The organism is Gordonia sp. NB41Y (genome assembly GCF_030718915.1).
GTDB classification, from domain to species: domain Bacteria; phylum Actinomycetota; class Actinomycetes; order Mycobacteriales; family Mycobacteriaceae; genus Gordonia; species Gordonia desulfuricans.
In genome coordinates, this window is the sequence record NZ_CP132196.1 from 1,386,638 (window position 1) to 1,400,362 (window position 13,725).

13 protein-coding genes and 1 tRNA gene are annotated in these 13,725 nt (G+C 66.9%); 8 read left to right on the plus strand and 6 right to left on the minus strand.

Annotated features, from left to right (window positions below; genetic code table 11):
- Positions 1–1,111: 1,111 nt before the first annotated feature.
- Both Q9K23_RS05895 and Q9K23_RS05900 read right to left on the minus strand, forming a co-directional pair.
- Positions 1,112–1,183, minus strand: a tRNA-Gln gene (locus tag Q9K23_RS05895).
- A gap of 79 nt (positions 1,184–1,262) precedes the next feature.
- Entirely contained in the window at positions 1,263–2,015 is a 753-nt protein-coding gene (locus Q9K23_RS05900) for an SDR family oxidoreductase (RefSeq protein ID WP_053778489.1), read from the minus strand.
- Between the two features lie 191 nt (positions 2,016–2,206).
- On the opposite strand from Q9K23_RS05900, the gene glmU reads away from it, so the two are divergent.
- The 4 genes from glmU to Q9K23_RS05920 all read left to right on the plus strand — a co-directional run bounded on the left by glmU (position 2,207) and on the right by Q9K23_RS05920 (position 6,331).
- Positions 2,207–3,679 (plus strand): bifunctional UDP-N-acetylglucosamine diphosphorylase/glucosamine-1-phosphate N-acetyltransferase GlmU, encoded by a 1,473-nt coding sequence (gene glmU / locus Q9K23_RS05905; RefSeq protein WP_053778469.1) that lies wholly within the window; start codon positions 2,207–2,209, stop codon positions 3,677–3,679.
- A 64-nt stretch (positions 3,680–3,743) separates the two neighbouring features.
- Positions 3,744–4,721, plus strand: a complete 978-nt coding sequence (locus Q9K23_RS05910; protein WP_053778470.1) for a ribose-phosphate diphosphokinase — start codon at positions 3,744–3,746, stop codon at positions 4,719–4,721.
- Between the two features lie 318 nt (positions 4,722–5,039).
- On the plus strand, positions 5,040–5,615 hold the full coding sequence (locus tag Q9K23_RS05915; protein ID WP_053778471.1) for a flavin reductase family protein: 576 nt from the start codon (positions 5,040–5,042) through the stop codon (positions 5,613–5,615).
- A gap of 29 nt (positions 5,616–5,644) precedes the next feature.
- Complete coding sequence (locus Q9K23_RS05920) at positions 5,645–6,331, plus strand: catechol 1,2-dioxygenase (protein ID WP_020792482.1); 687 nt, start codon at positions 5,645–5,647, stop codon at positions 6,329–6,331.
- A gap of 50 nt (positions 6,332–6,381) precedes the next feature.
- Here Q9K23_RS05920 and arsC read toward each other — a convergent pair whose 3' ends face one another.
- A complete protein-coding gene (gene arsC / locus Q9K23_RS05925) occupies positions 6,382–6,723 on the minus strand; it encodes an arsenate reductase (glutaredoxin) (RefSeq protein WP_020792483.1) in 342 nt (113 codons plus the stop codon).
- A gap of 40 nt (positions 6,724–6,763) precedes the next feature.
- Positions 6,764–7,216, minus strand: coding sequence for a limonene-1,2-epoxide hydrolase family protein (locus Q9K23_RS05930; protein ID WP_053778490.1), 453 nt, complete (start codon positions 7,214–7,216; stop codon positions 6,764–6,766).
- A 276-nt stretch (positions 7,217–7,492) separates the two neighbouring features.
- Here Q9K23_RS05930 and Q9K23_RS05935 point away from each other — a divergent pair, with 276 nt between their 5' ends.
- The 3 genes from Q9K23_RS05935 (at position 7,493) to Q9K23_RS05945 (ending at position 9,942) form a co-directional block, all read left to right on the plus strand.
- A complete protein-coding gene (locus tag Q9K23_RS05935) occupies positions 7,493–8,107 on the plus strand; it encodes a 50S ribosomal protein L25/general stress protein Ctc (RefSeq protein WP_053778491.1) in 615 nt (204 codons plus the stop codon).
- A gap of 47 nt (positions 8,108–8,154) precedes the next feature.
- A complete protein-coding gene (pth, locus tag Q9K23_RS05940; RefSeq protein WP_020792871.1) occupies positions 8,155–8,721 on the plus strand; it encodes an aminoacyl-tRNA hydrolase in 567 nt (188 codons plus the stop codon).
- A gap of 150 nt (positions 8,722–8,871) precedes the next feature.
- Entirely contained in the window at positions 8,872–9,942 is a 1,071-nt protein-coding gene (locus tag Q9K23_RS05945; protein ID WP_053778492.1) for a beta-ketoacyl-ACP synthase 3, read from the plus strand.
- 1,085 nt (positions 9,943–11,027) lie between these two features.
- On the opposite strand, the gene Q9K23_RS05950 is transcribed toward Q9K23_RS05945, so the two are convergent.
- Together Q9K23_RS05950 and Q9K23_RS05955 are read right to left on the minus strand one after the other, a co-directional pair.
- Positions 11,028–11,789: an ABC transporter permease gene (locus Q9K23_RS05950; protein ID WP_020792876.1), complete on the minus strand. Its 762-nt coding sequence runs from the start codon at positions 11,787–11,789 to the stop codon at positions 11,028–11,030.
- Complete coding sequence (locus tag Q9K23_RS05955; protein ID WP_020792877.1) at positions 11,786–12,799, minus strand: ATP-binding cassette domain-containing protein; 1,014 nt, start codon at positions 12,797–12,799, stop codon at positions 11,786–11,788. Before Q9K23_RS05955 ends, Q9K23_RS05950 begins: the two co-directional genes overlap by 4 nt.
- Positions 12,800–13,011: 212 nt before the next feature.
- On the opposite strand from Q9K23_RS05955, the gene Q9K23_RS05960 reads away from it, so the two are divergent.
- Positions 13,012–13,683, plus strand: a complete 672-nt coding sequence (locus tag Q9K23_RS05960; RefSeq protein WP_053778473.1) for a PadR family transcriptional regulator — start codon at positions 13,012–13,014, stop codon at positions 13,681–13,683.
- The last annotated feature ends 42 nt before the right edge of the window (positions 13,684–13,725 follow it).

The window sequence follows — 13,725 nt, forward strand, 5'->3', positions numbered from 1 at the left end:
CGAACCGCATAGATCGCACAATTGACTCGTATCATCCACTTGCGCTTCGGAATCCATTACGATGCACTCCCCCGCGCGAGGACGGCCCGAACCTGGGCCATCCCCCGTGCATGCCGAGCATCAGCGTCGGGATCGTGGTCACACGGTCTGCTTCCGCGGTATCCGCGGTCATCACACATGTCGCACTCGCGAATCGCCGCCCGCTCGGCCGCCACCGCCAATTCCCGTTCTTCCCGCTGGGCTTCAAGTGCTGTCAGCCGTCGCCGCTGCTCGAACTCCTGGCTGCGACGGCGAGCGTCTCCGCAAGCGGCGCAGGGCATGTCGGTCCCATCGGGGTGACGTTCACATGTCTTGGATGGGGGTTCGGAGACCACCGTCAAGCGCGGACGATCGGCGCCTCGACGCGCGCCCCCTGTTAGATCTCTTGTTAAAGACCTTGTTTGTGGCTCATCTGTGACCCACCCCCTGGGTCGCGGGTGACCTACCCCCTGGCTCACGAGCGACCCAGGTCGGGCACGACCCGGGTCATCGTTGACCTGGGTCATGGGTGACCCAGGTTCGGTCACGCACACACCGTCGACGAACTGAAATCGCGTCGGCCGCCCTGGCGATTGCTGCTCCGAGGCGACGACGAGCCCCAACTGCCTTAGCGAGCTGATCGCGCGCTTGACCGTCGCAGATGAGACACCCATTCGGCTGGCGATTGTCGCGACGCTGGCGAAGCATTCCCGGCCCTGCGCGTCGGCAAACGACGCCATGGTCACGAGAGTGAGTTTGACTGTGGTCCAGTCGGCGCCGGCTTCGGCAGGACGCTCGACGGCGACCGCCCACGCGGTCAGCTCGTAGGACATGAAAGATCCCTTCGGCTCGTGGCGAAGGGATAACCGCCTATCGGCGGCGACGCTAGACCAGCACTACCGCGAGCGGTACAGTGCTAATCAACGCGATGGAGGATCATGCGACGATCCCCTCGCCAGACCCCGGCAGGTGCTCCAACACCTGGTCGGGGTCGTTCGTTTTCGAGGGGTCCTCGCGTGCGATGTCGACAAAATATCGACATGAGGGTTGCGGAGCTGAAGCGAAACCAGCTCTGAGCTGGCCTTTCCCGTTGCTCCCCCACCAGGGCTCGAACCTGGAATGCCTGAACCAAAATCAGAAGTGTTGCCGATTACACCATGGGGGAATACTGCGCAGACGATTGTGCCACAGGCCTCGCCGCGCAGCGTGATCAGTACCGGCAGTGCGCGGTACCCGATCGGCGATCAGTCCTTGGGGCCACCGGCGACGTAGATGACCTGGCCGGTCACGTAGCCCGCGCCCTCGCTGGCGAAGAACGAGACGGTGTGCGCGATGTCCTCGGGCACACCGACACGGTTGACCGGCGTCTGACTCGCGATGGCAGCCTTGAAGTCGTCGAACGGCACACCCATGCGGGCGGCGGTCGCGGCGGTCATCTCGGTCTCGATGAAGCCGGGGCCGATCGCGTTGGCGGTGACACCGAACTTGCCGAGCTCGATGGCGAGGGTCTTGGTGAAGCCCTGCATGCCGGCCTTCGCGGCCGAGTAGTTGGCCTGTCCGCGGTTACCGAGCGCCGAGGTCGACGACAGGTTCACGATGCGACCCCAGTTGGCGTCCACCATGTGCTTCTGGCAGGCCCGGCTCATCAGGAACGCACCGCGCAGGTGCACGCCCATCACCGCATCCCAGTCGGCGACGGTCATCTTGAACAGCATGTTGTCGCGGATGATGCCGGCGTTGTTGACCAGCACGGTCGGCGCACCGAGCTCGGTGGCGACCTTCTCCACGGCCGCGGCCACCGACGCCTCGTCGGAGACGTCCGCGCCCACCGCGATCGCCTTGCCGCCGGCCTCGGTGATCGCCGAGACCGTGGCCGCGCAGTCCTCTTCCTTGAGGTCGAGCACCGCGACGGCGAGGCCGTCGTCGGCCAGCCGCTTGGCCACCGCGGCTCCGATCCCCCGGGCCGAACCGGTGACGATTGCTGTCTTCTGAGCCATTGAGTTCTCCTTCATGGTCATGCCGTGGATGTGATGAGAGTCCCATTGGTTTCTATCAGGCGGTGCGACGCGCCGGGGGACGAGACCGGGTGGCGCAGACCACTCAGTAAGATCGCCTCCGTTGCCGCGCCGACGAGTGTCGGCACCTGACCTCCCCGGGCCAGGCAGGAATCCCGACATCGGAGTCCGTCATGTCACAGACGTCCCAACCGACGACCGCCGTCATCGTCCTCGCTGCGGGCGCGGGTACCCGGATGAAGTCCAAGACCCCCAAGATCCTGCATGCGCTCGCCGGCCGCACCCTGGTCGCCCACGCCCTGCACGGCGCCGCCGAACTGGATCCGGCCCACCTGATCGCCGTCGTCGGCCACGAACGCGAACGCGTCTCGGCCGAGGTGCAGGCCGTCGCCACGCAGCTCGGCCGGCCCGTCGTCCTGGCCGTGCAGGAGCAGCCGCTGGGCACCGGCGATGCCGTGCTCGCCGGGCTGCGGGCACTGCCCGACGACTTCACCGGCACCGTGCTGGTCACCGCCGCCGACGTGCCGCTACTCGACGGCGCCACCCTGGCCGCGCTGGTCGCCACCCACTCCGGCGACGACGGTGCGGCGGTCACGCTGACCGGCTTCGTCGCCGCCGATCCCACCGGCTACGGGCGGATCCGTCGCGACGCCGACGCCGCGGTCCGCGCGATCGTCGAGCACAAGGACGCCGACGCGGCCGAACTCGCCATCACCGAGGTCAACGCCGGTGTCTACGCCTTCGACGCCGCCGTGCTGCGCGCCGCACTGGGCCACCTGTCCACCGACAACGCGCAGGGCGAGTACTACCTGACCGACGTGGTGGAGATCGCCGACAGCGACGGCCAGACCGTGCGCGCACACATCGTCGACGACCCGATCCTGGTGGCCGGCTGCAACGACCGCGCCCAGCTGTCGGAGCTGGCCGGTGCCCTCAACCGTCGGATCGTGCGGGCCCATCAGCTCGCCGGGGTCACCATCGTCGACCCGGCGACCACCTGGATCGACGTCGACGTCCGGATCGGCGCCGACACCCGCATCGAGCCCGGCACCCAGCTGCAGGGCGCCACCGTGATCGGCGAGGACGTGGTGATCGGACCCGACACCACCCTGCGCGATGTCTCCGTGGGCGACCGCGCCCAGGTGATCCGCACCCACGGCAGCGATGCGGTGATCGCCGCCGACGCCACCGTCGGACCGTTCGCCTACCTGCGTCCCGGCACCGACCTGGGCGCCGGCGGCAAGATCGGCACGTTCGTCGAGACCAAGAACGCGCGGATCGGCGCGGGCAGCAAGGTCCCGCATCTGACCTACGTCGGCGACGCCACCATCGGTGACGAATCGAACATCGGGGCGTCCAGTGTGTTCGTGAACTACGACGGGGTGAACAAACATCAAACGGTGATCGGCTCACACTGCCGCACCGGTTCTGACAACATGTTCGTCGCACCCGTACGGGTCGGTGACGGCGCCTACACCGGTGCGGGTACCGTCGTGCGGGACGATGTCCCGCCCGGGGCACTCGCGGTGTCCGCGGGTCAACAACGCAACATCGAGAACTGGGTGGTTCGCAAGCGGCCCGACACCGCTGCGGCCCGAGCCGCCCGTGCATCGGGTGCCGACCGGTCCGACCCCGACGGCTCCTGACCCCGGTGCAACCGGCAGCCCATCGTCCACCACGGCCCACATCCGTTCGAGTAGAAGAGTTTTCATGACCTGGACCACCGATAACCAGAAGAACCTGATGTTGTTCTCGGGACGCGCCCACCCCGAGCTCGCACAGGCCGTCGCCGACGAACTGGGCATCAAGGTCACCCCGCAAACCGCACGGAACTTCGCCAACGGCGAGCTGTTCGTCCGGTTCGAGGAGTCCGTCCGTGGGTCGGACGCATTCGTCCTGCAGAGCTGCCCCGCCCCGCTCAACGAGTGGGTGATGGAGTCGCTGATCATGATCGACGCCCTCAAGCGCGGCTCCGCCAAGCGCATCAGCGTGATCCTGCCGTTCTACCCCTACGCCCGCCAGGACAAGAAGCACCGCGGCCGTGAGCCCATCTCCGCCCGCCTGATCGCCGACCTGATGAAGACCGCGGGCGCCGACCGCATCATCACCGTCGACCTGCACACCGACCAGATCCAGGGCTTCTTCGACGGCCCGGTCGACCACATGCACGCCCTCGGCCAGCTCGCCGACTACGTGCGCTCCAACTACGGCACCGACAACATCGCCATCGTCTCCCCCGACTCCGGTCGTGTGCGCGTGGCCGAGAAGTGGGCCGACGCCCTCGGTGGCGCACCGGTGGCCTTCATCCACAAGACCCGCGACCCGCTGGTCGCCAACCAGGTGGTCGCCCACCGCGTCGTCGGTGACGTGCAGGGCCGCACCTGCGTGCTGATCGACGACATGATCGACACCGGCGGCACCATCGCCGGCGCGGTCAGCAAGCTCAAGGACGCCGGCGCCGGTGACGTCGTCATCGCCACCACCCACGGCGTGTTCTCCGAGCCGGCCACCGAGCGGCTGGCCAGTTGCGGCGCCAAGGAGGTCATCGCGACCGACACGCTGCCGATCCCGGAGTCCAAGCGCTTCCCGACGCTCACCGTCCTGTCGATCGCCCCGCTGCTGGCCCAGACCATCCGCGAGGTGTTCGAGAACGGTTCGGTCACCAGCCTGTTCGACGGCATCGCCTGACCGGTCACCGTCCGGATCACTCACCGCGCCGGGTCGTTCCTCGTGAACGACCCGGCGCGGCTGTTTTGGTGCGTCCCCCGGAGCCGGCGCGTACTGCCGACGGGTCACGATCCCGGTGATGGTCGGGGTGATCGGCGGGCCGACAGCGCGAGGTGGCGACCGCGAAGACGGCCCGGGTGATCTCGTCACGCAATCCGGATGGTGGCTTCGCAATCCGGATCGACGTGGTGTGACCTCGGTCATAGATTGGGTTCCACGGCACACGTCCACCGCCTTCCCACCGATCGAGAAGGTGCCGAGCCACGGAGGCTGATCCCCATGAACGAACGCACGATGCGCAGCATCTTCGGCCAGTTCGCCAGTGGTGTCACCGTCATCACCTGCACCGACGACGAGGGCGAGACCCACGGCGCGACGGTGACGGCGTTCACCGTCATCTCCCTCGAGCCGCGGCTGTGTCAGGTGACACTCACCCGCCGATCCCCGGCGTGCGGATACCTCCACGACGCCCCGTTCGCGGTGAACATCCTCTCCGCCGACCAGCTCGACACCGCGATGCACTTCGCGGGCAAACCACGGGTTCCCGCACCCGAGTGGAGCGCGGCGTGGCCGGTCCCGGCGCTCACCGGCAACGCCGCGACACTGATCTGCAATCCCTGGGCGTCCTATGACGGCGGCGACCACATCATCTTCGTCGGCGAGATCGTCGACGCGCACGTGGACACATCGTCGGAACCACTCCTGTTCTACCGCAGCAAGTTCCACGATCTCGGCGAGACGACGGCGACCGCCGCCCACTGCAGCGACCTCGACGACCCGCACAGCCGCTGGTTCGGCGCGACGGCCAGGTTCACCCCCACCTGCGTGCCCATCCCGGACTCCGTCCCCGCCTGACGCATCGACTCCCGACGAGTGAGGACACCATGACCGCCATCGACCTCTCCCCCGACACCGTCGTCGACCGCTCCGGGCATCCGATCACCCTCGGCTCCGGGAGCGCGGCCACGGCCTTCGTCGAGCACCACATCGACGCGATCGACGCACGAGAGTTCCCGGGCCCCACGGGAAGTATCGAGGGTCCGTACTACCTCGCCGATGCCCCGCTGCTCCCCGCCAGGTGCACCCTCCCGATGCGCTCACGCGACCGGGCGCAGCCCCCACTGGTGCTGTACGGCCAGGTCCTCGATGTCTCGGGTGCGCCGGTACCCGGAGCCACCCTCGAGATCTGGCACGCCGACGCCGAGGGCCACTACTCCGGGTACACCCGGCACGTCCCCGACTGGAATCTGCGGGGCACGGTCGTGACCGACGGTGCGGGACGCTATGAGATCACCACCATCGCGCCTGCGCCCCACCAGATCCCGGCCGACGGCCCCACCGGGACGTGCGGCGGGGCAGCAGACCGGCATCCGCGGCAACCGGCACACCTGAATCTGCGCGTGTCCGGCAAGGGGCAGCATCCGGTCATCACCCAGCTCTACCTCACCGGTGATCGACGCCTCGGCGGCGATGTCACCCCGGCGGCCGGGCCCGGATCACTCCTCGACCCGGAACCCGATGAGCAGGGGCGTGATTCGGTACGTCACGACTTCGTCCTCGACCCCGGGTGACACGACCTCGTCGCCCGGGGCACACGGCTCCGGGCGACGATGTCGTGGCGCTACAGGATCTCGTCGAGCTTCTCGAAGGGCCTTGGAATCCGGGTTCCCTTGTCGGTCACCACGATCGGACGTTCTACCAGGATCGGATGCTGCACCATCGCATCGAGGATCTCGTCGTCGGAGGCCTCGGCGAGACCGAGTTCGGCATACAGCGCCTCCCGCTTGCGCACCGCCTGCTTCGGCGTGAGCCCCGCGTCGGCGAACAGCTCCACCAGTCTTTCGCGCGTGTACGGCTCGTCGAGGTACTTGACGATGGTCGGTTCGACACCGGCGTCGCGCAGCGCCTGCAAGGCCTTACGCGAGGTCGAACACCTCGGGTTGTGATAGATCGTCGCATCCACGCTCACACCGTACCCGCGGACCGGCCGGCCATCGCAGCACTCAGGGCCGGTTCGTGGACACCGCCCCCGGCGCCGGCAACGGTGTCACCAGCGACGGCACCGCCAGGGCCGCGAGCCCCCGCAGCAGCGCCTTGGTCATGTCGAGGTAGTCGAAGTAGTCGCGCCACACCACGATCTGCGCGTTGCGCACCTCGAATCGCCCGCACACCCAGAACTGCAGGTGCAGACGTCCCAGCGAGATCTCGTCGATCCGTTCGGTGAGCACCACCGTGCCGTCCTCGGCGATGTTGACCATCTCGAGGTTGAACCGCAGGCGGGCCGGCTTCATCGCGGCAAAGATCTTGGCCACCTTACGTTTTCCACGAACGGTGGGTAGCGAGACGTTGGTGTAGTCGATGTTGTCGGCGACGTCGAGCATCGCGGCGTCGACGTCGCCGCGGGCGAGCGAGTCGAGGAATCCGGTGACGATCTCGATCGGGGTCCGTGAGGTCATGACGGCCAGTATGCCCGCGAGCACATCACACGGAGCACCTTTTCGCCCGGGACGCACTCGGGGGCATCCGGCCCCGGATATGACATCGGCGCAGGTGATCGGCTATCCTTTTCGGGTTGTCTCGGCGAGGGTGAGCGTTCACCGTTATCGGCGCGACCACCACACATCTGTTCCGGTGCCCTCTCTGTGCGCATCGTGGCGGTCGTGGGGCGGCGTGTCTGCCGGGACCCGACCGCCAACCGGCATCCGAGCCGGCCGCCCACAAAGGAGATGCCCATGGCAACCGAGACCAACAACATCGCCGTCACCACCCGCACCGAGAAGGGCAAGGGTGCCGCCCGTCGCGCCCGTGCCGGCGGCCAGGTCCCCGCCGTTCTGTACGGCCACGGCACCGACCCGCAGCACCTGAACATCCCGGCCCGCGAGTTCGCCGCCATTCTGCGTAACCACGGCACCAACGCCGTGCTCGAGCTCGACATCGAGGGCACCAACCAGCTCGCGCTGACCAAGCAGGTCGACGTCCACCCGATCCGCAACTACATCGAGCACGCCGACCTGCTGGTCATCAAGCGCGGCGAGAAGGTCACCGTCGAGGTCAACATCGTCGTCGAGGGTGACGCCCAGTCCGGCACCCTGGTCGTCCAGGACGCCAACGCCATCGAGGTCGAGGCCGACGCCCTGTCGATCCCCGAGCAGATCGTCGTCGACGTCGACGGCAAGGTGGCCGGAACCACCATCCATGCCTCCGACCTGGAGCTGCCTGCCGGTGTGACCCTGATCAGCGACGCCGAGACCCTGATCGTGGCCGTCAACGAGGCCACTGCCGCCGCCGAGGACTCGGGCGCCGAGGCCGCCGAGGGTGCTGAGGCCCCCGCCGAAGCAGCCGAGTGATCACGGTCCGAACGGACTGATCCACCGACCAACAGGAGTGTCTTCACGTGAAACTCATCGTCGGGCTGGGCAATCCCGGACCGAAGTACGAGAAGACACGACACAACATCGGCGCCATGGTCGCCGATCGTCTGGTCGCCGCCGCCGGCGAGCGGTACACGGTGCACAAGCGCTCCGGCGCAGAGGTCGCATCGGTACCGCTGGCCGGCGGTTCTGTGCTGGTCGCCAAGGCCCGCACCTACATGAACGAGACCGGGCGCCAGATCGGGCCGCTGGCCGCCTTCTACAAGGTGGCGCCGGCCGATCTGATCGTGCTGCACGACGAGCTCGACATCGACTTCGGCCTCGTCCGGCTCAAGCGCGGCGGCGGCGAGGGCGGCCACAACGGTCTGCGTTCGATCAGCCAGGCCATCGGTACCCGCGATTATCTGCGGGTCCGCCTGGGCATCGGACGTCCGCCGGGCCGCCAGGATCCCGCCGACTACGTCCTCAAGCCGTTTCCGTCCGGGGCGCGTGACGAGGTCGATCTGCTCATCACCAACGGTGCCGACGCCGTGGAACTACTGATCGCCAAGGATCTCGAGGTGGCGCAGAACATCGTCCACGCCTGGTGATCGGCGGCTCACAGCCGGGCCCGACAGCGTCGACGGTAACGCGCCGAACAGGACCTTGGTCCGATGGTGAGCACACCCTCACGTCTTAGAATCGGCAGGCGTATCCGCAACGGGGTGGGTGCGCGGAGGGTTCGAGGAGTGGCAGACACGGTGGCACAGATCGCAGCGAAGACCGGACATCAGAACGTCGCGATGCTCGGGATCGGCGCTTATCGACCGAAACGTCTGGTCAGCAACGACGAGGTGTGCCAGGTCCTCGACAGCAGTGACGAGTGGATCTTCGAGCGAAGCGGCATCCGTAACCGTCGCTGGATCAGCGGCGACGAGACCGCCCGGTCGATGGCAGCCGCGGCCGCCGAACGTGCGATCGCCAATTCCGGTGTGCCCAAGGAGAAGATCGGCGCCCTGGTCCTGGCCACCAACAGCTGGAAGACCAAGATCCCCCACGGTGGCCCGATCATCGCCTTCGACATCGGGCTCAACGGCATTCCCGCCTACGACGTCGCCGCCGGCTGCGGTGGATTCGGGTATGCCCTCGGGATCGCCGCCGACACCGTGCGCGCCGGTTCGGCCGAGTACGTGCTGGTGGTCGGCGTGGAGACCATGTCGGTGGTGATGGAACCCACCGATCGCAACACCGCCTTCATCTTCGGCGACGGCGCCGGCGCGGTGGTCGTCGGGCCGAGCGAGGAGAACGGAATCTCCCCCACCGTCTGGGGCAGCGACGGCGAGAGTGCCGACGCGATCGGCCAGAACTTCGACATCCCCGCCTACATGGATCGGGCACAGGAGTTCCAGCACAAGGACCCCGAGACCGAGCCCGTCGGCCGGATGTTCGTCACCATGCAGGGCTCGCGGGTGTTCCGCTGGGCGGCGATCACCCTGCCCAAGGCCCTGGCCCAGGTGATCGAGACCTCCGGCGTGAGCGTCGACGACATCGAGGTGTTCGTCCCGCACCAGGCGAACGCCCGCATCAACGAGCTGATGAAGAAGAACCTCGGCTTCCCCGACGACCTGCCGATGGCCAACGACATCGAGAACACCGGCAACACCTCGGCGGCATCCATCCCGCTCGCCATGGAGGAGATGCTCGCGACCGGAAAGGCCAAGGGCGGCCAGACCGCGATGCTCCTCGGATTCGGCGCCGGACTCTCCTATGCGGGGGCCATCGTGACGCTGCCCCCGGCGCCGCAGGTCACCAGCTTCGACGACCTCGGGTAGACCGTGACGCTGCCCCGGTACCGGTCTGGTACCGGGACAGCGTCGGATCCGGTTGGGGATATGCGCATCTGAGCGGGCGTCGACGGCCGGCCTTCCGCGTGCATGGTCGGCCTGCCCGGCCCGCGTGGGCGGCGCCGAGCAGAAACATGGACTTGGGGCACAACGTCACGGGAAGGCGCTTGGAAAGTCTGCTGACCATGTCACTACTTCAGGTGTGGCTGTTGATCGCCTTCTTGGCCGCTGTCGTGGTCGCGATCAGCGAGGTGGTAAGGCGCAGAACTCAAAGTCTCGCAGCCGGGCTTGCGACGCTGGTTGGTGGTGGGATTGCCGGCTACTTGGTCTTCATTCTCGTCCTTCTCATTACGTCATACTGAGATTCCGGTGAAGCCGACGAATGCCGGCGATGGTGCCACGAGGTCCTGTACCTCAGCATCTACTGGCCACCCTGAACCACACTGTTTGGGGCCGCGAGCGTTTCCGAGACAGACAGACCGAACCAGAAACGAGCGCGGTCGACTTGCTGAACGGCTGCATCGACAAGCCGTCACGCACAGCTGGTCATCGGCCACCCCACTCTGGAGAAGCCTTGTCATGCCGCAAATCACCGACCTCGCAGGTGGCCTCGTCCTCGGCATCGCCACCGGCGACCACTGTTGATCTGGTGTAACTGGTCTTGATCACTCCCGGCCTGGGAGCATGAGAAATCACTGAGGTGGATGAACCGGTGACCGGCCATGAGCCCGGCAGTCCACTGTTCCGGAGGCTCCGACCGGTTCACCGGAGCCACACCCATTACGGCCTCCCTGAAGGTCGAGCCGCAATTCGAATCCGGCAGATCAGTCTTGTCGATTTCTTCTGGTGCGGCTCGCTGGTGGATCGGCTCAGTGACGTCTCCGTCGATGGCGCCCGCGGCGTAGTTCCTGACGGTGGAGGGCATCGCGGCCTGCAGATCAGCCTGACCAGCCGGGCCGATGTTTCGGCGCGACCGATCGTCAGGTCTCGGCCATTGATCTCGAGGATTCTCAGGCCCGAGACACCAAACGCCGAGCCGCTGGCATCTTCATCCGGGAGGACGAGCTCGAGTACTAGGCGCTTTCCTTTCGGAACACCGCTGTGCCCCACCAGGTACCGAGGAAGCCAAGGATCAGGGATGCGACCAGTGCCCACACCACTCCCATGGTGGCGATGTTGCCGCCGAACGCATCTCGTACACCGTCGACGACCCAGCGGAACGGCATGATCGCGCTGACGTGACGCAACCATTCGGGGCCGAGTGTCATCGGCAGCAGGATCCCCGACAGCAACAGCACCGGCATCATCACCATGTTGATCACGGGCGCCATCACATCCTCGGATTTGGTGGTGAGCGCCAACGCATTCGACGACGCCGCGCATGCGCCACCGATGATCAGGGTGATCACGATGCCGACGATCACCCCGACGATCGAGCCGCGCATGCCCATCGCCCAGCCGAGCAGCACCAGGATCAGGGCCTGCACGAACAGTTGCAGCACGTCGCGCATCAGCCGCCCGGTGAGCAGTGCGGTGCGGCTGGCCGGGGTGACGCGTTCGGCCTCCACCACGCCCTCGCGCCATTCGCCGATCAGGCTGAAGCCGGCGAAGAAGGCACCGAACATGCCCAGCTGCACCAGGAGTCCGGGAACGAGGAAGGTGTAGGCGTTGTCGGAGCCTCCGGGGAACTGGGAGACAAGGGGTTTGAGCAGCGGGCCGAACAGCACCAGGTAGAGCACCGGCTGCATCACACCGATCAGCACCCACGCGGGGTTGCGCAGGTTCATCCGGATCTGGCGGCGGAAGACGATCTGGGATTCACGCAGGAAGGTCATCGCAGCGCCCCTTCGTTGTCGAGTTCGGTCTCGGCGGCATCCTCGGTGGTGGCCTGGGCGTCGCGCAGGGATCGTCCGGTCATGGTGAGGAAGACGTCGTCGAGGGTGGGGCGGATCACCTCGATGGAATCCAATTCGATTGCGGTGCTGGTGAGATCGCGAAGCAGGCCGGGTACCTCGCGACCGGCGCGACGCACGCGTCCACGCACGTGTCGTCCTTCGGTCTCGATGTGTCCGGCGATCGAGGCGAGTTTCTCGGCGGCCACCCCGACATGGGCGAGTTCGGTCACCTCGAGGTCGACGAGGTCTCCGGAGACATGCGCCTTGAGATTGTCGGAGGTGTCGGCGGCGACGATCTTGCCGTTGTCGATGATGAGGATCCGGTCCGAGAGTTCGTCGGCCTCGTCGAGATAGTGGGTGGTGAGGAACACCGTCGCGCCACGCTCGGTGCGCAGCGCACGGATGTGCTCCCACAGATTGGCGCGGGCCTGCGGATCGAGTCCGGTGGTCGGCTCGTCGAGGAAGACCAGCGTCGGGTCGTGGACGAGTCCCATCGCGATGTCGAGGCGTCGTTTCTGGCCGCCGGACATGTTCTTGGGCATGCGTTCCCAGAGTCCGTCGAGCTGGAACTTCTCGAACAGCACCTTGCCGCGGCGGGTCGCCTCCGCCCGGCTGAGTCCGTAGAGCATGCCGTGATCGACCACCTCGTCGCCGGCCTGCGCCTGACTGAAGGTGCCGCCCGCCTGCGAGACATAGCCGATGCTGCGGCGCACCATCACCGCGTCGTCGACGACGTCGTAGCCGTTGACCGTCGCGGTACCCGCGGTGGGACGGAGCAGCGTGGTGAGCATCCGGAGCGTGGTGGTCTTGCCCGCACCGTTGGGCCCGAGGAAGCCGACCACCTCCCCTTCGGCGATGTCGAGGTCGACGCCGTCGACGGCGCGCACCTCTCGTTTCTGCTTGCCGCGCCCGGTCCGGAAGGTCTGGACGAGACCTCGTGCGTGGATCATGATCGCTCTCCTGTGACCTGAGAAGCCGACTTCCGTCGACTATTCAAATTTGAACATATGATGGTGATGTACGCCACACCCCTCGGCGACGGCGTCCACCGCCATCCACCGGTACCGACCGGCTCGACGAGAAGAATTCATCGAATAGCGGACAGCTACGGTCCGCGACATCACAAAGACCCGGACCGACCGGCCTGATAGGGGTTATCACCATGCGATCGACGTCGACCCAGATGCTGCTGCTGGGCGCGGTCGGCCTGTTCGGACCGGTGAACGGCTACCAGATCCGGCGCGAGTTGCTGTCCTGGCAGGTCGATCGCTGGCTGAACGTGCAACCGGGCTCGATCTACCACGCGCTCACCCAGCTGAGCCGATCCGGCCTGCTCACCCGCCACGACCTGCGTGACGGCTCCCGCGACGTCGCCGTGTACGAGCTCACCGCCACCGGCACACGACGGCTCCACGAACTGATCGCCGAGGCCGTCCTCGACGTGGACATCTTCGACCGCACCGCATTCCAGGCGGCATTCGGCCTGCTCCCGCTGATCGGTGACGAGCATGCGCTCGAACTCCTCGACGAGCGTCTCCGACGGGCCACCGCCGAGCTCCAACGCCACCGCGACGACGGCGACCCGTCGGCCAACCCTTATGCTCCCCCTCACGCCCTGCGTGCACTCGCCCTGTTCGGCGACCTCGCGCAGGCGGAACTGACCTGGCTCGCCGACGTCGTCGCCGACCTGCGGTCGGGACGGCTGCGGCTCGCCTCCACGGCGTGGGCCCCGCCCGCCGACGACCCGGGGCATCAGATGACCGCCGACCGCGCCCGCTACCACGAGATGATCGCCCGGCGATCCGTCGAACAGGACACCGCTACTTCCGAGTAGTGGGTGAATGTGAGACGGTCTATGTCGGGTCGCATAACGGAA